19 protein-coding genes are annotated in these 20,967 nt (G+C 36.9%); 16 read left to right on the top strand and 3 right to left on the bottom strand.

From position 1 onward, the window contains the following. Both ACXAGJ_RS24270 and ACXAGJ_RS24265 read right to left on the bottom strand, forming a co-directional pair. On the bottom strand, positions 1–3,385 hold a 3,385-nt coding region (locus ACXAGJ_RS24270; protein ID WP_474843721.1), incomplete at its 3' end, for a glycoside hydrolase family 9 protein. A 188-nt stretch (positions 3,386–3,573) separates the two neighbouring features. Further along, a complete protein-coding gene (locus ACXAGJ_RS24265) occupies positions 3,574–5,748 on the bottom strand; it encodes an RICIN domain-containing protein (protein ID WP_474843719.1) in 2,175 nt (724 codons plus the stop codon). Positions 5,749–6,411: 663 nt separating this feature from the next. Between ACXAGJ_RS24265 and ACXAGJ_RS24260 the strand changes: the two genes are divergently transcribed. The 11 genes from ACXAGJ_RS24260 (at position 6,412) to ACXAGJ_RS24210 (ending at position 15,641) form a co-directional block, all read left to right on the top strand. Further along, complete coding sequence (locus ACXAGJ_RS24260; protein ID WP_474843717.1) at positions 6,412–8,139, top strand: tetratricopeptide repeat protein; 1,728 nt, start codon at positions 6,412–6,414, stop codon at positions 8,137–8,139. A gap of 77 nt (positions 8,140–8,216) precedes the next feature. Continuing rightward, positions 8,217–8,696, top strand: coding sequence for a hypothetical protein (locus ACXAGJ_RS24255; protein WP_474843715.1), 480 nt, complete (start codon positions 8,217–8,219; stop codon positions 8,694–8,696). A 56-nt stretch (positions 8,697–8,752) separates the two neighbouring features. Next, complete coding sequence (ruvC, locus tag ACXAGJ_RS24250; protein WP_073317696.1) at positions 8,753–9,310, top strand: crossover junction endodeoxyribonuclease RuvC; 558 nt, start codon at positions 8,753–8,755, stop codon at positions 9,308–9,310. A 5-nt stretch (positions 9,311–9,315) separates the two neighbouring features. Beyond that, a complete protein-coding gene (gene hemW / locus ACXAGJ_RS24245) occupies positions 9,316–10,449 on the top strand; it encodes a radical SAM family heme chaperone HemW (protein ID WP_474843723.1) in 1,134 nt (377 codons plus the stop codon). 19 nt (positions 10,450–10,468) lie between these two features. Beyond that, positions 10,469–11,254 carry a class I SAM-dependent methyltransferase gene (locus tag ACXAGJ_RS24240; RefSeq protein WP_474843713.1) on the top strand — a complete coding sequence of 262 codons (786 nt, stop codon included), beginning with the start codon at positions 10,469–10,471 and terminating at the stop codon, positions 11,252–11,254. Between the two features lie 9 nt (positions 11,255–11,263). Then, on the top strand, positions 11,264–12,016 hold the full coding sequence (locus ACXAGJ_RS24235; protein WP_474843711.1) for a cyclase family protein: 753 nt from the start codon (positions 11,264–11,266) through the stop codon (positions 12,014–12,016). Further along, positions 12,013–12,369 (top strand): DUF4260 domain-containing protein, encoded by a 357-nt coding sequence (locus tag ACXAGJ_RS24230; protein ID WP_474843710.1) that lies wholly within the window; start codon positions 12,013–12,015, stop codon positions 12,367–12,369. The genes ACXAGJ_RS24235 and ACXAGJ_RS24230 overlap by 4 nt, the downstream gene beginning before the upstream one ends. 1 nt (position 12,370) lies before the next feature. After that, positions 12,371–12,991 (top strand): DUF4230 domain-containing protein, encoded by a 621-nt coding sequence (locus ACXAGJ_RS24225; RefSeq protein WP_474843708.1) that lies wholly within the window; start codon positions 12,371–12,373, stop codon positions 12,989–12,991. Next, positions 12,991–13,404, top strand: coding sequence for a GNAT family N-acetyltransferase (locus ACXAGJ_RS24220; protein WP_474843706.1), 414 nt, complete (start codon positions 12,991–12,993; stop codon positions 13,402–13,404). The genes ACXAGJ_RS24225 and ACXAGJ_RS24220 overlap by 1 nt, the downstream gene beginning before the upstream one ends. Next, positions 13,401–13,760 carry an MmcQ/YjbR family DNA-binding protein gene (locus tag ACXAGJ_RS24215; protein ID WP_474843704.1) on the top strand — a complete coding sequence of 120 codons (360 nt, stop codon included), beginning with the start codon at positions 13,401–13,403 and terminating at the stop codon, positions 13,758–13,760. The genes ACXAGJ_RS24220 and ACXAGJ_RS24215 overlap by 4 nt, the downstream gene beginning before the upstream one ends. A 105-nt stretch (positions 13,761–13,865) precedes the next feature. Continuing rightward, positions 13,866–15,641, top strand: coding sequence for a MutS-related protein (locus ACXAGJ_RS24210; protein ID WP_474843702.1), 1,776 nt, complete (start codon positions 13,866–13,868; stop codon positions 15,639–15,641). Positions 15,642–15,674: 33 nt separating this feature from the next. On the opposite strand, the gene ACXAGJ_RS24205 is transcribed toward ACXAGJ_RS24210, so the two are convergent. Then, positions 15,675–16,046 carry a hypothetical protein gene (locus ACXAGJ_RS24205; protein WP_474843700.1) on the bottom strand — a complete coding sequence of 124 codons (372 nt, stop codon included), beginning with the start codon at positions 16,044–16,046 and terminating at the stop codon, positions 15,675–15,677. 126 nt (positions 16,047–16,172) lie between these two features. Between ACXAGJ_RS24205 and ACXAGJ_RS24200 the strand changes: the two genes are divergently transcribed. From ACXAGJ_RS24200 to ACXAGJ_RS24180, 5 genes are all read left to right on the top strand, one after another. After that, entirely contained in the window at positions 16,173–17,303 is a 1,131-nt protein-coding gene (locus ACXAGJ_RS24200; protein WP_474843698.1) for a tyrosine-type recombinase/integrase, read from the top strand. A 705-nt stretch (positions 17,304–18,008) separates the two neighbouring features. Next, complete coding sequence (locus ACXAGJ_RS24195) at positions 18,009–18,554, top strand: hypothetical protein (RefSeq protein ID WP_474843696.1); 546 nt, start codon at positions 18,009–18,011, stop codon at positions 18,552–18,554. Positions 18,555–18,695: 141 nt separating this feature from the next. Then, complete coding sequence (locus tag ACXAGJ_RS24190) at positions 18,696–19,373, top strand: hypothetical protein (RefSeq protein WP_474843694.1); 678 nt, start codon at positions 18,696–18,698, stop codon at positions 19,371–19,373. A 196-nt stretch (positions 19,374–19,569) separates the two neighbouring features. Next, entirely contained in the window at positions 19,570–20,199 is a 630-nt protein-coding gene (locus tag ACXAGJ_RS24185; RefSeq protein WP_474843693.1) for a DUF6985 domain-containing protein, read from the top strand. A 196-nt stretch (positions 20,200–20,395) separates the two neighbouring features. Beyond that, positions 20,396–20,860: a GNAT family N-acetyltransferase gene (locus ACXAGJ_RS24180; RefSeq protein ID WP_474843691.1), complete on the top strand. Its 465-nt coding sequence runs from the start codon at positions 20,396–20,398 to the stop codon at positions 20,858–20,860. The last annotated feature ends 107 nt before the right edge of the window (positions 20,861–20,967 follow it).

Raw genomic sequence — 20,967 nt, 5'->3', positions numbered from 1 at the left:
AAGATCCAGCACCAGCACCATCAAAATCAACAGCCTCTGGTGTAGGAGGCAATCCTAGTATTTTTCCTTGATCATCAGTGATTACCCATTGGCTAGTTTCTCCAACATTCCCTGTAAGGGTTACTCCCGAAACGTTGTCGGCAATACCATCTCCTACAGTAAATGCAAATGGACCACCAGCAATGGTTCCTCCGTCTACGGTTGGTGTAGCTACAGGGTTTCTTACGACTTCGATGCTGTTTGACAAATCGAAATCGCCGGCCAAACCAGCAAGAGTTCCATCAGCAGCAAGACCTGTAATGGTTCCATTATAACTTAGGTGATAGATAAAACAAGATCCAACTCCAGCACCATCAAAATCAACCGCTTCTGGTGTAGGAGGCAATCCTAATATTTTTCCTTGGTCATCAGTGATTACCCATTGGCTAGTTTCTCCAACATTCCCTGTAAGGGTTACTCCCGAAACGTTGTCGGCAACTCCATCACCAACAGTAAAGCTAAATGGACCTCCGGCAATAGTTCCTCCATTAACAGCTGGTGTTGTAACTCCACAATCTGGAGCTGAAGCTGCATTGGTAAAATACAATGTAAATCCTCCTGTTTTGGATACCATTACAAAATTACCCTGATCTTGAGTAACCCAATATGATCCGTCTAATCCTGCTATACCACTTCCTGATAATACAGCATCTGGATTTGCACTATTAAAACTTTGCATAAGACTGCTTCTTAGGTCTACATACCAATCAGGCTGTCCATTATTGGTATTCATTGCAAATACATATAACCCATTATTTGCCAAATCCCAATTGATTGAAAATTCTTGTAGGTTATCCAAGCTTGGCCCGCCATTTCCTAAAACAAAAACATTACTAAATCTATCATTAATGTTTTGCAAAGGATCTGCTGTTGGTGTACCAAAAGTGCAGCTTACACTACCATCGATTGCCGAAATCGTTTTCGTATCGGTATCAATTTGTCCTGCTTGATTGGTAACTGTTAAGGTAACCGTGTAATCTCCAATAGCAGCATACGTAGCAGTGGCAGTTACACCTGTTGCAGTAGTACCGTTTCCAAGATCCCAGCTATAGGTAAGTGTCCCTCCGGCAGGATCTGAAGAGCCTGAAGCATCAAAAGTAACATCAAGAGGTGCTGCACCAGCATCTGGAGTAGCAGTAAAAGCAGCTATCGGACTTCCATCGGTTACTGTTATTGTTTTATTAACCTCTGAAGAAATATTTTGCCCATCACTAACGGTAAGGGTCACTAAATAAGATCCTGGAGCAGAGAAGGTAATTGTTGGATTTACCAAAGATGACGTTTGTCCGTTTCCAAAATTCCAATTATAGGATAACGCATCTCCATTTGGATCTGAAGAAGCCGAAGCGTCAAAAGAAACATCTAATGGAGCAATCCCAGTTTCTGTAGAAGCTGTAAATGATGCCGTTGGCGTGTTTCCTCCATCAGGTTCATTTCCAAAAACAAGAACACCATTATCATAAATTGGAATATTCTCACTTTCGATCTCAGTTCCACCAATTCCCTGAGCAGACCAATCATTTGTGGTATCATAAGGAACACCGTTGGCTACTCTAAAATTAAGTTGTGTTTCTCTTCTGAATTGAGGATCTCCTATTGGAGCTATTTGTTCTCCTGCTAAAGAAACCTCTGCATAATAAATATTTCTACTAGCATCCCAAGTCCCAATAGTTATAGTACTTGACCCTTGTACTGCATTTAATGTAGGTTGGTAATCTGCTATTGTCAACCCTTGGGCAACACCTTCAGAGATATCAAAGAAATATCGATACGAAAGTTGATCCGTAACTCTTGCAGGCCAAGCCGTTCTGTTCTGAACACGAATTTGCACCGTGCTTCCTGAAGCATTATTGCTATTAAACTTCGATACTGTTCTTACTTCTGCTCGCGTTGGTGTTCCTGCCGAAGCTGGCGGAAAATTAGCCAAAGGGGTTCCTCCAAAACTACCGTGCATCCATGCTAATACTCCTGTGATTCCTGCATTATAATCACATGCTACTTCATTGGCTATAAATTCACATCTATCATCCGCAAAACCGTCATTTGTAGGACTTTTAGGTCCTCCAACTACAGCTCCGTACAAAATGTGACTAGAAGTATCTGGAACGCCTGAACAATTATTAGTCCATCCGCCGTGAGCTCCTCTGTGATGTGGTTTGTTTGCTGGGTTATTACCAAATCCTATCATAAAACTTCTATTGATAGGATTGTCTCCTAAGGTATAGTCAGCCATGAATTTTGCATAATTTCTATAGGCTGTCTGTTGTGCTGAGTTTGTGGATACTTTATCACTGTATACCAATGCTAAAAATGCCTCATTATTGGCATATCTAAGTGTTCCCCATTGTCTGATATGCGGAAGTCCTCCTGGAGTTGTAGGTACCACATCTCCATTTACTCCTACACCTGTCCACCAATCTAAGTTTCGCTCTGCATCCTGCTTGTACTTATCTTTTCCTGTTAGGATAGAAAGAAGTACATAAGCCCCATATGCTTTATCATCCCAAGAAAAAGCCTCTTTATATTTGGCCGTGGCACTTTGTCCTTCTCTTTGCATATTGTCATATTCCGCTTCTGCTTTAACAAGATATTTGTTATCGTTGGTGGCTCTATATAACCAAGCCGCTCCCCATACGATTTCATCTTCAAAGTTGCTAAAGGAACGATAAAACCCTGCAGCATCAGTGATCGAGTTAGAATACGCTTCTCTTACACGATCTGCATAATCATATAGCTCTTCTGCACTTTGTAATAAACGAGCACTATATGCAGGATCATCATCTTTTAATAAAATACTTACTGCGGCAAGTGCTGCAGCCGTTTCTCCTGCTAAATCAGATCCTCCATTTGCGCCCGAAATCTTGAAGGACTCTCTAGGTTGAGGATTTACCTCTGCAGGTCCCCACCATGCATGATCTATTCCTCCTGCTGCTACCTGCCCCCAAAGTTCGTCAGGACCGGTATGACATTTAAGGAAGTAATCTGTTACAAATCTTAGATTTCTTTTTAGTATATCGTACTGACCGGCTTGAATGTAAGCATCCTTGAATTCTATTCCTCCCCAAGCAAGTGTGGTAACAGAATAAGCCATTGGGAAATTAAACTTTACATGATCACCTGCGTCGTACCAACCTCCTGTGAGGTCTAATCCAACATCTGATCCATCGTTTAAAGCCGAATCTCCTCTCCAAGGCACTCGATTCCAGGAAGGTAACTGCCCAGATTGTTGTGCTTCATAGAAAAAAATCGACTTCTGTAAAGCCTCTCCATAATTAAACTGTGCAGTCAATGTACTACACCATAGGTACAATAAGGCCATTGCACCTAGTTTCATAAAGTTTTTCATGAGTTGTGTTAGTTTTTAAGTTGATTTAAATTTTACGTCAAACCGCATTATTTCTTATGTGTTAGGAAGTCGAAGAAACAACTAGGGCTTGGTGTGTGCTCTGTATAATAAAGAGCTGCAAATCAGTGTTTTATAGACATAATTTTACCGCAAAATTTATACGTCTTTTCCTTATTTTAAATTGATGTTTATTCTTTGATTAATTGCAGTTTTGACTTACCTGCAATAGAAATAATATAAACTCCAGCCTCCAGGGAAGAGATCGAAATCAATTCCCGGTCTGATTTTGCAATTGTTGATGAAACAATTTCTCCCAGCAAGTTGTACACGATAATTTCTTCTCCTTTATATTGTCCCATAATGGTAACAACATCTTTTGCCGGATTAGGAAAAAGACCTATGATTCGGCCCAAAGTATCATTTGATTTACTAGCATCTGCCGGAACTATTTTCCATTTCTGATTGGCGTTTGTAGTGTTGAAATCCCATATCTGTACATTGGCATTGTTAGCACCTCCAGATCTGTCTAGACCCGATTGTAAACAATGTAATGGTTGTAAGGAGTATGAATTATTACCGTTAGCTATCACTTTCCACTTCTTATGATTGTCATTAGCATCGGTCCAGGTGGCTACATTTTCACCATCTCCACAACGTGCATACGGTACTTCTAAAAATCTACCCGTACCCAGATTTTTGATGGTATATACATTGTCCCCAAGATGAGCAAATGTCCATTTTTGATCATTAAAATTTCCTGGATCATGCATTCTTGCACTATGATTTTCTAAACCTCTGGCCAATACTCTTTGGTTGTTTACTGACGAAGCAATAAAATAGGTTCCATTTGCTATAAGTTGAGGGTTGGCAGAAACTACGGTTACATTATTTACCTGATCGTTATCCAACGCCTGTTGCCAGTTCGTACCTGTTGGGCGTATATGTGCTTTGTAGGCATAACCACCACCAATAGCTGGAGAAGATGGTAAGGTAACGGTGATGGGTTGCACTCCGTTTCCTTTGGCCACCTTTTCTACTTTACTAGCTACCCAAGTGTTGTTTTTCCAGAAGCTCACTGCTATTTCTCGTTCGGCAGAAGCACTGTATTCCATATCAAAAGTATATGCACTCGCTGGATTAATCGTGGTAGGCGCATTATTGAATGCTACTTTGTCTTCAAAAACTACTTCATTTTCGACAGTAACGTTATTGACCTGATCGCGATCCAAAGCTTCTCGCCATGTAGTACCTACGGGACGAATATGGGCCTTATACACATACCCAGATCCTGCTACAGGCGGAGAAGGTAAATTCACTGTTATTGCTCTTGTTCCCTGACCTTTTGCTACGGTTACTTGTTGTTGTGCTATCCAATTGTTTGCAGACCAAAACTCTACTACGATTTCTCGATCTGTTGATGCCTGATAATCCAAGTTGAACGTATAACTGGATTGTGGAGTGATCGTAGTTGGTGCATTATTAAAAGCCACGGCATTCTGTCCAGGTCCTCCATTATCATCTACAAGCTTGTAAGTATGTACCCAATCGTAATAGGTCGTTCTGTTAGCAGCAGTATCGTTCATTCCATCCTGACCTGCCTTTGGAGGATTCCAGTCATAGGTTTCGGTTACCAATCTCAAATACATCGGTAGATCAAAATCTGCAGGTGGTTTTATCTTATAAACAAATTTTCCGTCGAGATAAAATAACACCTCATCCTTGCTTTTCCACCAGGCACCATAGGTATGATATCCTTTCCACGAAGGCTCTCCTAAACTTGCTTTCCCACCTTCTTGTCCTACAGGTGTATTATTACAAGCGGTACCACGGCTGTGCGTGTTTGAGTTCATGTTTCTAATGGTGTTGTTTACCCAACTCGCACCATTAGAATTAACCCCAACAGTTTCTGTGATATCAAGCTCGGTAACCCGAACATCACACCCCGAACCTTCGTTACGTTTATTGATGAGCCAAAATGTTGAAGACATAAAGGTCTTGTTGGCTTTCATCCTACATTCGTAATACCCATAGGTTTGACTTTTTAGCGCTCTTACCAATGCGCCCGCATGAGTATATTGATTGCCATTTACAGTTTCTGGAGATGATAATTTATATGCGGTAAATTGTAATGATCCATCTTTTACTTTTACAGCATTTTGCTTAAAGATTCCTGGTGGTCTTCCTATCCAGGTGGATACATTTATTGCCCACTTCGAGGTATTTAAGTTGTTTCCGTTGAATTCGTCGGAGAGTGCTTCTACTTTTTCCCATTTTTTACCATTGGGAGGTGTTGGTTGTGCTTGAATTTGCAGAATACTTACACAAAATATAAGCGCTGCAAAAAAGATTTCAATGCGTTTCATGACTTTTGGTTTTAACAGTTAGTTTTGTTCTGTAACATATGTTATCCTATCTGTTTTTCAGCGGGTTACCAAAAAACAAAATAGTATTGGGATTCATATATAAAAAGCTGTAAATCAATGTTTTGTAGACAATTGATTTCCTCAAAAATTATACACTTTTCCCATATAAAGGATTATGGTAATACACTATGAACTGTAATTATTTATTCCTGTACAATTGCGGTGATCAATGCTCAAATTGATAGTAAAATGAGTAAAAATCATTTTATGGATCACTAGGGAATATGCCGTTAATAATTCAGAATAAGTATTAGATATTTTACCACTCACATTTGAGTGAACAGAACGAAGATTTTTTGACGACTGACTGTGTTTTGGTATTGTTAATTTCATTTTAGAGTTTGCGTTAGATTGTGTGGTTTTCGAAAATTTTGATTTTGTGAGTTTTAGGAGTTCATACTTTAGATTTATTAGGTTAAATAGAATATTATCAAGTTTTTACCGTTAGTTTTTGTAACCAAACTGTGTTTTTAAAGAACGTCGGTTTTCTATTTTATGGAGGGTACATATGGGGTACATCCAATAAAAAAAGAATACATACGGCGTACTATTTTTTAAAAACAACGTTATTACACAATTCGTCTAAACTAACCACTCAAAAAAGTGAAACGCTTAACCTACTACACACTCATCTTTTTATGGATGCATACCTATCATATGGTCCATTCTCAAGGAGCTATCAATCATGAGCTTCAAATCAAACAAATCGACAGTCTTTTCGAAATCGCCAATCAGGATCTTATTGGTAACGGAGACGTTTTAAAAGATTTAATCCAACGTTCTAAAAAAGCCAACTATCCCAAAGGAGAAGTTCGCGGTCTGGTCAATCTTGGTGTTTACTATATGAATAATGCTATGAATGACAGCGCAAATGTGGTGTTCGAAAAGGGCCAAAAACTTATTCAAAAGCATCCAGATCTGGAGTTTGTACTCTCTTACATCTATAACAATAAAGCCACGATTTTAACGAATCAGGACTTGCATTACCAAGCGCTAAAATATTATCACAAGTCACATAAGATCAATTTGAAACGTGGTGATCAAAAAATGGCTATGATCATTAAAATGAATATTTTAACCTGTCATCTTGCTCTTGGTGAACCCGATAAAGTATTGGCTTATTCTAAAGAGTTAATACATGATTCTATCGTTGTTGCCCAGGAAGATTTGAAATATAAGTTATACACCAACATGGCTATGGCTCATTTTGATAAAAAGGAGTATCGAAACGCCATCAACTGGTGGGATGCAAATCTGGAAACCATAAAAGATACAGATCAGATCGGAGAGATCAGTTATCTCTTAACCTCTATTGCAGATGCTCACCGAAGCCTGGGAGATTATGACATCGCCTTACAAAAAGCGTTAGAAGCCAAAAACATTCTGGAAGCCAAACCCGAATTAAGTTCTTATGCTGCAGTTAATGCATTGGTATTAGCCAAAATTTATAATTCTCTGGATAATCCCGATGAAGCTATAGTATATTTTGAAAAAGCAGTGCTTAAAAACCCTGATGATCCCATGGATACCGCATTTGCCTACAAAAATCTGGCTGCGATCTATAAACGAATGGAATCTTGGGAAAAATCTACGCAGTTTTACGAAAAACACGGGGTGCTTATTGATAGTTTATACAAAAACAGAAATGAAGATATAGCCAAAATCTCCGAGGGTAAATTTCAACTTTTGGAAGAGGAACATAAAAACGACTTACTCACCAAAGACAACGAAATATTGTCCTATAAAAATGAAAAACAAGAGTGGTATATCATCTCGCTTGCTGTAGGCCTGTTTAGTGTATTGGTGGTTTTTTTATCGGTAATACTTTATCAAAAATATGCTAAAAGCGAACAAGAAGTAGAACTACTAAAAGAAAACGAGAAAAAAATCCTTGAACAACATTTACAGAGTCGAGAGGAAGAATTTTTGGCCACTATGATTTCTGTAAATGAGCGATTGAACAGGTTGACGACTATCAAAAAAATCCTATCTACAGCTATCCGATATAACAACAGAGAAGAAATCATCGAAGCCGAAAAACGATTGGATAAATTTATCTCTTCTACTTCAGACCTTACCGTTTTAAAAGATCGTATAGAATCACAGTATCCAGGTATCACCGCTCAAATCAATACGCGTTTCCCTGAGCTATCATCAAACGATATTAGACACTGTTTGCTTATGAAATTAAACCTGTCAATCAAAGAATCCGCTCAATTATTGAGTGTCTCTACACATGCTGTAAAAATGGCTAGAAAGCGACTGAAGAAAAAAATGAATATTCCAGAAGATATTTCACTAAAAGACCACTTACAAAATGAAATTATTTAGATATTCTTTTTCAAAAAAATGAGTTTTTATACTCTTAAAAAATACGTAGTTTGGTCGTCTGAAATTAGTATCAGGTTATGAGCTGGAGAGTTATATGGATCGGTGTATTGTTTTTTGGATTAATATCCTGTGATAGTTTTGTGCTGAAAAAAGAGAACAAAGAGGACATCGTAAAGGATGGACTCAATAAATTAAACTGGCATGATGTCGAGCAACCTCCTTTCTTTAATTCTTGTAAAAACAGAGCAGAGGAAGAATTGGAAATCTGTTTTCAACAAACCATCACACAGCATATACAAGAACATTTGGCCAAACAATCTTTTTCGGTAAATTCTGCCATAGAAGATACCATTTGGATACCCCTGTTGATCACCAAAGACAGTGAAATTCTACTACAGGATTTTGAGCTACCCGATATTATTATTTCTGAAATACCTAATCTGAAAGACCTCTTAAAAGAAGGCATTTCTACCTTGCCCGAAGTAGCTCCTGCCCATACGCGTAGTACTCCTGTAACTGCATTGTACAAGCTTCCTTTGGTAATTCGTATCAATTAACACCCATGCTACTAACGAAATGCGTAGTTTTGTAGGAAACAAAAGCATTTCTGAATTTGAGTAGCGAAAAAATTATACTTGGTATTGATCCCGGTACAACGATCATGGGATTTGGACTGATTAAAGTTCAAAATAAAAAGATGTCTTTTTTACAATTGAACGAACTTCAATTAGGGAAGTATGACGATCATTACCTAAAGTTAAAACTTATTTTTGAGCGTACTGTAGAGTTGATAGACACCTATCATCCCGACGAAATTGCAATTGAAGCTCCTTTCTTTGGTAAAAACGTACAATCTATGCTAAAACTGGGTAGAGCCCAAGGGGTGGCTATGGCGGCTGGATTGAGCCGAGAGGTTCCGATTACTGAGTATTCTCCAAAAAAAATCAAGATGGCGATTACTGGAAACGGTAATGCCAGTAAAGAACAGGTAGCCAAAATGCTTCAAAACCTGCTTCACATCAAAACATTACCCAAAAACCTGGATTCTACCGATGGGCTAGCTGCTGCGGTTTGTCATTTCTACAATATGGGTAGAGCGGATATTGTAGGTAAAAGCTATACAGGATGGGCTGCTTTTGTCAAGCAAAATGAAGGGCGAATCAAAAAATAAACAGTATCAGCGGTATCTACATACATATTCCCTTTTGCAAGCAAGCTTGTCATTACTGCGATTTTCATTTTTCGACTTCGCTAAAGAAAAAAGATGAAATGATCGACGCCTTGATTCATGAGATCATTTTACGAAAATCAGAAATAGAAGATGCCGAAATCCAGACCATCTATTTTGGAGGAGGTACTCCTTCTATCCTTTCGGTAACAGAAATACAACGTGTTATCGACTCGATCCATGCACATTATACAGTTATCGAAGATCCCGAAATTACCTTGGAAGCAAATCCAGACGACCTTTCAAAAGAAAAAATACTGGAACTAGCCGGTAGCGCGGTAAACCGACTTAGTATCGGTATACAGTCTTTTTTTGATGAAGATCTGCAATTGATGAATCGAGCACATAATAGCCACGAAGCTTTGGATAGCCTAACCATGGCCTGCGAGAAGTTTCAAAACATCTCCATCGATTTGATTTACGGCATCCCCAATATGTCTATCGAGCGCTGGCAACAAAATATTGATAAAGCTCTGGAATATAATATCGCTCACATCTCGTGCTATGCACTTACCGTAGAACCCAATACTGCACTACCCAAGCTCATTGCCAAAGGAGAAATCCCGGCAGTAGATGATGACCTAGCGCAGGAGCATTTTGAATTTTTGATCACGCATCTGGAGCAGCATGGTTTTGTGCATTATGAACTATCAAACTTTGGTAAACCCGGATATTTCAGTAAAAACAACACTGCTTACTGGCAAGGTAAACCGTACTTGGGCATAGGCCCTTCTGCCCATTCGTATAACAAAAAACAACGAAGCTGGAATGTTAATAACAACATCAAATATATACAGGCGCTGCGGCAAAACACACTTCCTGCAGAAATAGAAGAGCTAAGCATTACCGATCAATACAATGAATATGTGATGACTGGACTACGCACAATTTGGGGCGTCTCTCTCAAAAAAGTAGCATCTGAATTTGGTAAAAAATATTGCGAATATCTACTGCTACAAGCTCAAAAACATATCGAAGAACATCTCTTGTTTTTGGATAATGACACCTTGTTAGTCACCAAAAAAGGAAAGTTTTTGAGTGATGGTATTGCAAGTGATCTTTTCTTAGTAAATTTAGGCTAACTTCCAAAGCACTGGGGCTATGACAGAAAAATATGATATCATTGGGGTAAACTATAACGCTACCCGAAAAGCTGATCCTTATCTTTTTAGCAGATTACATGCGCTACTTGATCCAAACCCAAATGGCACCTATTTGGATATTGGATGTGGTACCGGAAATTACACTTCAGAATTTGCTAAAAAAGGATATCAATTTATAGGGATAGACCCTTCTTCCGAAATGCTGGAAAAAGCAAAACGGCAAAACGCCCACATCTCCTGGAAAATGGGTAAAGCAGAGCATATCGAACTTCCGGATGCAAGTATAGATGGTATTGTAGCCAGTTTAACCCTGCACCACTGGCAGGATTTGATGCAAGGGTTTTCAGAACTGCATCGCGTTTTGCGACCCGAAGGGCGAATCGTCATCTTTACAGCTACGCCCAAACAAATGGAAGGCTATTGGTTGAATCATTATTTTCCCAAAATGCTTGAAGATTCGATGGTGCAAATGCCAGCCTATGATCTGATTTCTTCTTGCGCTGCCCATGCAAATTTGAAAATTGAGAGTACCGAAAAGTATTTTATCCAACCTGATCTACAAGATCTGTTTTTGTACTCTGGAAAACACAACCCCAAATTGTATTTTGAACCTGGAGTACGATCGGGTATCTCTTCTTTTTCTTCGCTCTCTAATGCCAAAGAGGTAGAAGAAGGCTTGATTACATTGCAACAGGATATCGCCTCTGGCAAAATAAAGGAGATCATACAAAAGTATCAAAATGAAGATGGAGATTATTTGTTTATGACTCTTACCAAATCTTAGTATGTATTTATGATTACAACGATTACCTATAAGAACAAACCGTATACTATTGATCTTACACAACCCCTGGATATTTCGATTCCGATTAGAAATTCAGAAGAGAATGTAAACGCCTGGTATATTGAAAGACCTACCATTGCCCCCGTAACAGACAAGGATTGGGTAGGTAAAGTGTCTGAGGGGGCGTCAACCAATTTCAATACCATTACCTTTAATCCCCATAGTCATGGGACTCACACAGAGTGCGTGGGGCATATTTCTTCAGAATTTTATAGTATCAACAACGCGCTCACCACCTTCTTTTTTATTGCCGAAGTTATCTCTATACAGCCTATATCAAAAGGAGATGATCATGTGATCACCAAAGACATGATTCAGGCGGCAATAACTTCAGAAGATAATCAGGCACTGGTGATAAGAACGCTTCCGAATACAAAAGATAAACTGCAAAAGCATTATTCGCACACCAATTGGCCCTATTTTACCGAAGATGCTATTATTTACATACGAAAAAAAGGCATTACTCATCTATTGGTTGACCTACCTTCTATCGACAAGGAAAAAGATGAAGGGAAATTACTGGGGCACAAAGCCTTCTGGAACTATCCCGAAGCGATACGACATGACGCCACGATTACCGAATTTATATTTGTCCCAGATGCTATTGAAGATGGAACCTATTTTCTGAACCTTCAGATCGCCGCCTTCGAAAATGATGCAACGCCGAGCAAACCGGTACTGTACAAAATACAAAACTTATGAAAACAACACTACAATTAGAAGAAATTGCGATGATGGGACTGGGTATTTATCTTTTTAGCCTGCTTCCCTATTCCTGGTGGATATTTTTGGTATTGTTTTTGGCACCGGATATTGGTATGATAGGCTATCTGATCAATACTAAAGTTGGTGCTGCTATGTACAATATTTTTCATCACAAAGGATTGGCGATTGCATTGTATTTAGCAGGTGTTTATCTATCCAATGATATACTTTGTTTGTCTGGGACTATACTTTTTGCGCATTCGGCTTTTGATAGGATTCTTGGATATGGCCTAAAATTGGAAAAAGGTTTTAAATTTACACACCTAGGAGAAATAGGTAAAAAAAATTAGTATGGAGTTATTGTTTATTGGGCTTTTGGGTGGTGCCATTCTCGCCTATTTTATTTTTTCCAGATTTAGTGCTGCCAGAAACAAATCTGCTATAAAAACGCAATCCACTGTTCTTATGGAAAAGATCAAAAGCGTTTGCAAACTAGTTACCGTAGAGGGTGATTTTGCCGAGATTTATCATTATGAAAGCGTAAAAGAAAAATTCTTTAAGCTCCTTACAGGCACAAAAAAAGCCTTGATTCTTATTGATGCCAAAGCCTATGTAGGTTTTGATTTGTCTAAGGTAAAGCTAGAAAGCGATACCAAAAACAAGCGGATTATTTTAACTCGATTTCCGCAGCCACAACTCCTTACGATTGAGACTGATTTTAAGTATTATGACAAGAAAGAAGGATGGCTAAATCCCTTTACCTCGACCGATCTTACCGAACTGAATCAGGAAGCCAAACAATTTATCAAAGATAAAATCCCAAATAGCGGATTGATGGAGGCTGCCAGAAAAGAGGCACTAACCGCAATTTCGCTAATGGAAACTTTGGCCGAATCCATTGGCTGGTCGCTGGATTATTCGGCTTTGGAACTCGAAGACACATATCCCGATAAAAAAACATTAAAAGAATAATGGCAATAGAGATCTCTACCGATACCGATAAGCTGGATATCGATGTGATACATCAGTTTTTAACCCATTCGTATTGGGCCAAAGGCAGAACCAAAGCACAAATACAACAAAGTATAGAGCATTGTCTTAATTTTGGAATATACCTAGAGGGGCAACAAATTGGTTTTGCCAGGATACTAACAGATTATACCGTTTTTGCCTACATAATGGATGTTTTTATTCTAGAAGAGCACCGCAAAAAAGGCTATTCCAAAATGTTGATCAAAGCTGTTGTAGAACATCCCGATTTACAAGGAGTAGGACGATGGATGCTGGCCACCAAAGATGCTCATGGTCTGTATCGACAATTTGGCTTTGAATCGGTGGAAGACCCATCGCTGTGGATGAACAAATTAATAACGAAAAAATCATGAATAATGTAGAGGCATTTAGAGACTATTGTTTGTCTAAAAAAGGTGTTACCGAAGAGTTTCCGTTTGACGAAACCACCATGGTATTCAAGGTGATGGGTAAAATATTTGCGATTACCGGTTTAGAGCGTATTCCTTTCAGTGTAAATCTGAAATGTGACCCAGACAAAGCCCTAGAACTGCGTGAATACCATTTTGAAATTATCCCTGGGTATCATATGAATAAAAAACATTGGAATACCGTAGATTTTACCGGTAGCTTATCTCCCCAACTACTATGCGAACTGATCGATCACTCCTACACCCTGGTAGTAAACAGCCTGACCAAAAAACTGAAAAATGAACTCGAAGCATTGTAACTCATAACAATAGGTTACATTTGTCGTTTATCTATTGCATACGGATTGTAACAAACTGCCCCAGTTGTTGTACTTATACAAACACGAATAGTTTTATAACACATAATGAGTATCCCAAAAGAATTTTATAGTGCTCAAATTGCACTACACCATACATCATTAAAAAAAGTAAAGAAACAGCTTGCGGTATCCAGCACGATCCGATTATTGGTTTTTCTGGCGATAGCAGCAACGATTTATTTGGGGTATCCCAATACACAAATCATTTTGGGTGCCATCGGGATCGGGATTGTTGTTTTTATCTTTTTGGTGAACCGACATACGGACTTGAGTTATACCAAAAGGAAACTTGAAAAACTGATCCAAATCAATCAACTAGAGCTGGATGTTTTTGATGGAGATGTGAGTCAACTCTCTTCTGGAAAAGAGTTTATAGATACTACACATCCTTTTAGTCATGACATTGACTTGTTTGGAGATCGCTCCTTCTTTCAGTATGCTAATAGAACCACTACCGAAGCTGGAAAATCTATGCTTGCTCAAAGTTTGACGGCAAATACTATAGATGCCATTCCAGAAAAGCAAAAAGCGATACAAAACGTATCCAAACTAGCCGAATGGCGACAAGATTTTTGGGCAACTGCCTCTCTGGTCCAGGTCACGGTCCCTATTGCAAAAATCCAAAAATGGTTGGATGGGTTTACTACTTTTCTACCCAAAATAATGCGGGTGTTGCCTGTTATTGTTTCTGCTATATCAGCAGTTTTGGTTGTTCTCCTCTTTTTGAATATCATCACCTTACAGGTATTGGTCTTCTGGTTTTTTATTGGTTTGGCGATTACAGGTACACAAATCAAAAAAATCAATGCCTTATATAACGATGCAAACAAAGTAAAAGACACTTTTGAACAATACTACAAGCTGGTCAGTAAAATCGAAAATACCGAATTTGAAGCTGCCCTACTCAAAGAAAAACAACAACTGGTGATCAGCGAAAAAGAAAAAGCTTCGCAGACCTTAAAACACTTTGCCAGTATCCTTAACGCTTTTGATCAACGCAACAATATGATGTTTGGGGTTTTGGCCAATGGATTATTGTTATGGGATATCATACAAAGCTATCGTATTGAACAATGGATCGCCAAAAATCGACATAACGTAAGCCAATGGTTTGAAGTGATTGCTTTTTTTGACGCCTATAATTCTTTAGGGAATTTCGCTTTTAACCACCCGAATTATGTATATCCGGAAATTACCGAAGGAGTACATATTATCAAGGCTCAACAGCTGGGACATCCAATGCTTGCTACTGCAAAAAGAGTAGATAATGATATTACTATCTTAAAGGAGCAATTTTTTATAATTACCGGAGCCAATATGGCTGGAAAAAGTACTTTTTTGCGTACGGTGGCCCTACAAATCATGATGTCGAATATTGGATTACCCATATGTGCTACTTCCTGCGAGTACAATCCTATCAAATTGATATCCAGTATGCGCACCGCAGATTCTTTGACGGATGATGCTTCGTACTTCTTTTCAGAATTGACTCAGCTCAAAAAGATAGTCGATGCCCTGGAGCAGGATGACTACTTTATCATTTTGGACGAGATCCTAAAAGGAACCAACAGTAAAGATAAAGCCGCGGGATCCCGAAAGTTTGTCGAAAAACTAGTTGCAGCAAAAGCAACGGGTATTATTGCTACTCATGATCTGAGTCTATGCGAAATTGCAGAAGAACTGGATCAGGTACAAAATCGATTTTTTGATGCTCAAATCGTGAATGACGAATTGTATTTTGATTACAGGTTTAAAGATGGTATCTGCCAGAATATGAATGCTTCCTTTTTATTGAAAAAAATGGGAATTGTAGCTTCTTGATCCTACTAAATTTTGAAATCTATCGTCTATACACTATTTCATATATCCCTGCCAGGTAATTAAAACATATTTTTTCTTTCCCTTTTCTTTGAGTTCGAGAAAGCCATATTCGTAACAGAACAAATATACTTGTCCCTTTTTATTTTTCCAGTAATGGGTAAAATACTTTGGGTTAAATCCTTCTTCAAATAACTTTTCTGCAGTTACTCTAGCCAAACCGGCTTTATTGTAATCTTTAAGGATTCTCCGATTGGCCTTGAGTTGCCTATCTATAGTTTTGAATAGAGAATCCTCTTCTTCTTTATTTTTTTGATAATGATATGCAGAGCGACAATAAGGATTACAAAATTTCTTGTCGGATCTACCCTCTAATTCTTCCTTACAATATAAGCATGTTGTATTCATAATGTTTTTCTTTTATCATAAGATGTTTCTAAAATTACTTTATTACTCATAGAATTAAACGTTTAATATACGTCTATTTCTACGATTATTTTTGTTTACCCACCGCTCTTTCATCATTTTAGCTCAATGAGTTCTCTACAAAAACATATTACTTTAAAACATTTATTGATTGATGATCAAAAAATGATCGGACTACAATTTAATGCAGACAAGGTATTACAGGCCTTGGTTAAAGAATTACCTAATTGCGTATGGAGCGAAGCTTACCATATGTATTATATCAAAAACTGCAGGAACAACTTAGATCTTGTTTTTAATATTTTCCGTGGAGTGGCCTGGATTAATGGTAATTTATTTTATAAAGACACTCCTATTAGAAACAACACCTCTGTAGATATCAACTGGTATCGCAAAAGAGTTAAAACAGATTCTTATCGATTTGTACCCGAAGCCTATCTTACCAAATTGGAACTTAAAAGATATGCATTAAACACTTGTAAGGTTTATGTTTCCCATTTCGAGAAATTTATTAATCACTATTTTCATATTGAAATAGATCAAATTACAGAACAAGAAATACGAGCGTATTTGCAATACCTTGTTCAACAACAGCGCTCTATTAGTTATATCAATCAAGCCATTAACAGTATTAAGTTTTATTATGAAGTTGTATTGGGAATGCCTAATAGATTTTACAGTATCGAACGTCCTTTTAAGCAAAAACGGCTTCCTGATGTGCTGTCTAAACAGGAGATTATTGCTATGATTGCACATACTACTAATATCAAGCACAAGTGTATTATAAGCTTATTGTATACTTCGGGTCTGCGAAGAAGTGAATTGCTTTTTCTTAAGCCCGAAGATATTGATAGTAAACGGATGTTAATCAAGGTGAGACAAGACAAAGGTAATAGAGATCGATATACCATTTTAAGCCAGAGTGTTTTGGAGCATTTACGGGAATATTACAAAATTTATAAACCGAAAGAATACTTGTTTGAAGGTACAACATCCGAAACCCCTTATAGTGCATCTAGTGTATTAAAAGTAGTGACCACCGCTGCAACAAAAGCAGGTATTGCAAGAAAAGTATCCCCACATATGCTAAGACATAGTTTTGCAACGCATCTATTAGAAGAAGGTACAGACTTGCGATATATACAGGCTTTATTAGGACATCAATCCAGTAAAACCACAGAAATTTACACACATGTTGCGGTAAAAAGCTTTAGTGGGATCAAAGATTTATTAACTTAGCTATTATAAAATAGATATATAGTTACCTCTAGTAACTATATACATACGTTAGGTGTAATAACTGACTGAATTAAATTTAAGAATGGTAATATTGAACAAGATAATCGGATTAATTATTATTTTATTCAATATTTATATTGTTTGGATGTACCTTAATTTGTTTTACCAGTACCATTTTACTATGATACTTTTCTCATATAAGATTCCTGATTTAATTTTATTTTGCTTGGTTTTGATTGGGCTAATTGGAATTTTTATTGGCAACAGAGTATATACATCTAAATGGTCAATCAAAAAAGGTGTATTATTAGATCTAGGTCTCATTACTTTCGCCTTTATTATTGGTCAATTGACAAATCTTTGATTAAATTAATATGGCAACACAAATTTGTCCAAAATGTAAAGAGGATTCATTCACTTGGAGTGTGAATGACGAACTATCTGACTTGACAATTTGGGGTTGTTATAAGTGTTATTACCAAGCTTTTGAAGATGAATCAGATGAACAGAATTGCAAAAAATGTGGAAAGAAGACCGAATCAAAACTGAAAGACGAAGAAAAACAATATTGGTGGTGTTCAACATGTGACGCTATCGAAATAATAAAAAACACCTAACAATTTGTATAATGCATATGCTCCCTACGGGATGCAAACGCACCATACAAGAGACGTTGTAACACATTAAAACGAAGCCAACACCAAAATGACAGAATTCAAAGATTGGAAAGAGTTTATTAATCGAGTTTTAATTGACAGCGGACAATTTAAAAATCCAAAAACTGAATTTAAAGGCGAAACAAAAATTGAAACGTTCAAATCTTCTGACAAAAATTCTTTGACTGAAATAAGAGTTGGATACTTAAAAGATGATATGCTAATCTACATGCAAATTTTTAATCCTAATGTTCCTGGCTATAACAAATACGTAGAAGGAGAATATTTTTATCAACATGATTTTGACGAGAAAGAAAGTTATGGAAATCCAGCATTGGAATTTAATGAAAAGAATCGAAAGGGAATTCTTTCAATACTCAAAAAAGGATTAAAAGGAAAAGAAGAGCAGTTCGTAAAGAATAATAAAATTCTTAAATCCAAACTATACATTATTGAATCTCAATCCGATTTCAGCTATTCCTATGATTTCACAGAAAGAAGTTTTTGGAATAAAATATTTGGAAAGAAAATTGACAAAATGGAGGGTATCGAAAAAAGAGAAATAGAACTAAATAAAATATTTAACGGAATATAAAACGTGTTACAACAACGTGTATAATTAATTGCGGCGGAATTTCCTCAATGGAAATTCACACGCATTAATTATCTTTAGCAACGGCGGAAAGTACCTGCGTACTTTCTCGCAACTAATCATACACAAAACGTTGCCAGTAATTTGAAAAAACTAATAACCAAAATATTAACTCTTCTATTAATTCCACTATTTATGTCGTGTAATTACTATCCAAATGGTGAACGAATAATTCCGAAAGAAGAAGTAATTAATAATATTAGACTATTTAAAAAAGCTGGATTCTTTAAAGAGTGGAAAAATCTATCTGCTGAAGTGACTTATGATTCTCTTTACGAACTAAGAAAAAAAGAATATAAAGAAATTTTCGAAAGTGACTATGATCCAGAAATGAATTTGGAACCAATTGAGATAGCACAATACGATCAAAGTAAATTATTATTTCTAGACTTGGAAGCCGATGTTTTTAATGGTAATGAAGTTTACAAATTCGTAATTAATAGATTCTCAGAATTATCAGACGGAAAGTTCAACCCAACCAAACTAAACGAAACTTGGGAAAGTAACGGAGGACCTATAAAAGTTTCATTTGTCTCGGACGGTGAAATCACGGAATTTGAACCCGAATATAACAATGATTGGCTTCACGAAAGTGTATTTTCTATATGCAGAAAAAAAATTGCTGATAAAAAAGTGCGTTTAGTTTATTGCTTGGATGAAGACGGTTATGGTTATGGGCAAGCAATTGCAATAATGAGATTAACGGAATCTGAACAGAGAATTCTTGAAAACGGATTGAAATGGAAATTCGAAACAGAATAAAAACTACTGGCAACACGATATATGTGCCATAGCAACAAAGTGATCAATCCAATGGTTATTATATTTTTGGTAAGGCGCAATGCTTGCAGAATGAAAAGTTAGCAACCAATGCGAAGAAAAATCGAAAAGCTAGGTAACATTTTGCCCTGCTACGACACATATATTTAACGTTTATAAGTAATTTTGACTTAGCAAAATGAATAATCAAGAAATAACCAAAATACAGCCAAATATAATTATTGGAGAAGACTATGATGGTTGGATCAATTTGACTGCTTGGAAAGGATTCGAAAGTCGAAATGGATTTTATGGCTCTAAAGATTCTGAAAAAGAATCGGATGGAACAATTAAAGTTCATATAATTGGAGAATCAATTGATTATGTCTATGTGTTATCTCAAGCCCAATTCAATGCGATTAAATTCTTGAAAGAGAATTCGGAACTAATTCGAGATTCATTATTGAATGGTCTTTTGGAGGACTATCCAAATGCTAAAGAAATTTATGAAGATTTTATGCCTGAAATAAATACCATTGCTGACTATAAAAATAATCTTGGTGTTGCGTTTTTACACATAATGGATAGTGAAAAGGATGATCACGCCTATGTAGGATTTGAATTAGGTTGCTCTTGGGACGATGAACACGGAGTTGGAGTAATGATGCATAAAGACAGAGTAGTTAAAATAGGACTAGCAGACGAATCATTTAATCATTGGAACTGTTATCATGATAATGGAACCTCTGAACATGAGCAAGGGAAATGGGAAGTAACTCAAAAATTGACACATCAAAATCAAAAAAAATGGTGGGAATTCTGGAAATAAACTAATTATAACATTATATATGAAATCAGAGCAATTTAGTGCTAGTTCGAAAGGTAATTCCCTTTTGCAGTAGCGCTAGAATTTTATAAATTGAATAAGAAATAAAAATGCGCAGATAAATCAATTGGTTCTGGTACTTGCCTTGCTCCGATTCATATATTTGGCGTTGTAGCCAATTTGACCAAACAATCGAAAAGTGGAATTTATTGAGAAAATAGAACTGTCAAAAACTGATAAAAAAGAGATTCTAAAACTTTGGAACAACGAATATCCAGAAAAACTGAATTATCAAACGCTTTCGGAATTTGAAAACTATCTCGAAAATTTAGCTGAACAATCGCATATTTTAGTGAAAAGCGAAAATCAAAGTATTAAAGGCTGGTATTTTGACTTTATTCGTGAAAAAGAAAAGTGGTTTGCCATAATTTTAGATTCAAAGTTTCACGGAAAGGGACTCGGGACAAAAATTCTGAATCTTGCGAAAGAAAAAGAATTGGAATTAAACGGTTGGGTAATTGACCATAATAGAGATAAAAAGAAAAATGGTGAAGCTTATATTTCCCCTTTGAATTTTTATCTGAAAAACGGATTTGAAAAACTGACTGAAAACCGATTAGAAAACGACAAAATATCCGCAGTACAAATAAAATGGAATAAATAAAAACTGGCTACAACATTGGTAACCGTTGCACAAGCCCATAAAACATCAAAAAGCAACCAATAATCTTGAGTATAAGTCCTGATTTTCTGGGAAGACAGATTAATATT

This window comes from Aquimarina sp. AWH4_224 (assembly GCF_056160245.1).
Note: the sequence above shows the minus strand (reverse complement) of the source record. Positions and strands in the feature narration are given on the sequence as shown.

Excerpts from the sequence above, each read along its gene's own strand:
- ACXAGJ_RS24205 (WP_474843700.1), bottom strand. The coding sequence starts at position 16,046 with ATGAATACAACATGCTTATATTGTAAGGAAGAATTAGAGGGTAGATCC.
- ACXAGJ_RS24255 (WP_474843715.1), top strand. The coding sequence starts at position 8,217 with ATGAGCTGGAGAGTTATATGGATCGGTGTATTGTTTTTTGGATTAATA.
- ACXAGJ_RS24195 (WP_474843696.1), top strand. The coding sequence starts at position 18,009 with ATGACAGAATTCAAAGATTGGAAAGAGTTTATTAATCGAGTTTTAATT.
- ACXAGJ_RS24185 (WP_474843693.1), top strand. The coding sequence starts at position 19,570 with ATGAATAATCAAGAAATAACCAAAATACAGCCAAATATAATTATTGGA.
- ACXAGJ_RS24220 (WP_474843706.1), top strand. The coding sequence starts at position 12,991 with ATGGCAATAGAGATCTCTACCGATACCGATAAGCTGGATATCGATGTG.
- ACXAGJ_RS24230 (WP_474843710.1), top strand. The coding sequence starts at position 12,013 with ATGAAAACAACACTACAATTAGAAGAAATTGCGATGATGGGACTGGGT.
- ACXAGJ_RS24225 (WP_474843708.1), top strand. The coding sequence starts at position 12,371 with ATGGAGTTATTGTTTATTGGGCTTTTGGGTGGTGCCATTCTCGCCTAT.
- ACXAGJ_RS24210 (WP_474843702.1), top strand. The coding sequence starts at position 13,866 with ATGAGTATCCCAAAAGAATTTTATAGTGCTCAAATTGCACTACACCAT.
- ACXAGJ_RS24265 (WP_474843719.1), bottom strand. The coding sequence starts at position 5,748 with ATGAAACGCATTGAAATCTTTTTTGCAGCGCTTATATTTTGTGTAAGT.
- ACXAGJ_RS24240 (WP_474843713.1), top strand. The coding sequence starts at position 10,469 with ATGACAGAAAAATATGATATCATTGGGGTAAACTATAACGCTACCCGA.
- ACXAGJ_RS24200 (WP_474843698.1), top strand. The coding sequence starts at position 16,173 with ATGAGTTCTCTACAAAAACATATTACTTTAAAACATTTATTGATTGAT.
- ACXAGJ_RS24215 (WP_474843704.1), top strand. The coding sequence starts at position 13,401 with ATGAATAATGTAGAGGCATTTAGAGACTATTGTTTGTCTAAAAAAGGT.
- ACXAGJ_RS24235 (WP_474843711.1), top strand. The coding sequence starts at position 11,264 with ATGATTACAACGATTACCTATAAGAACAAACCGTATACTATTGATCTT.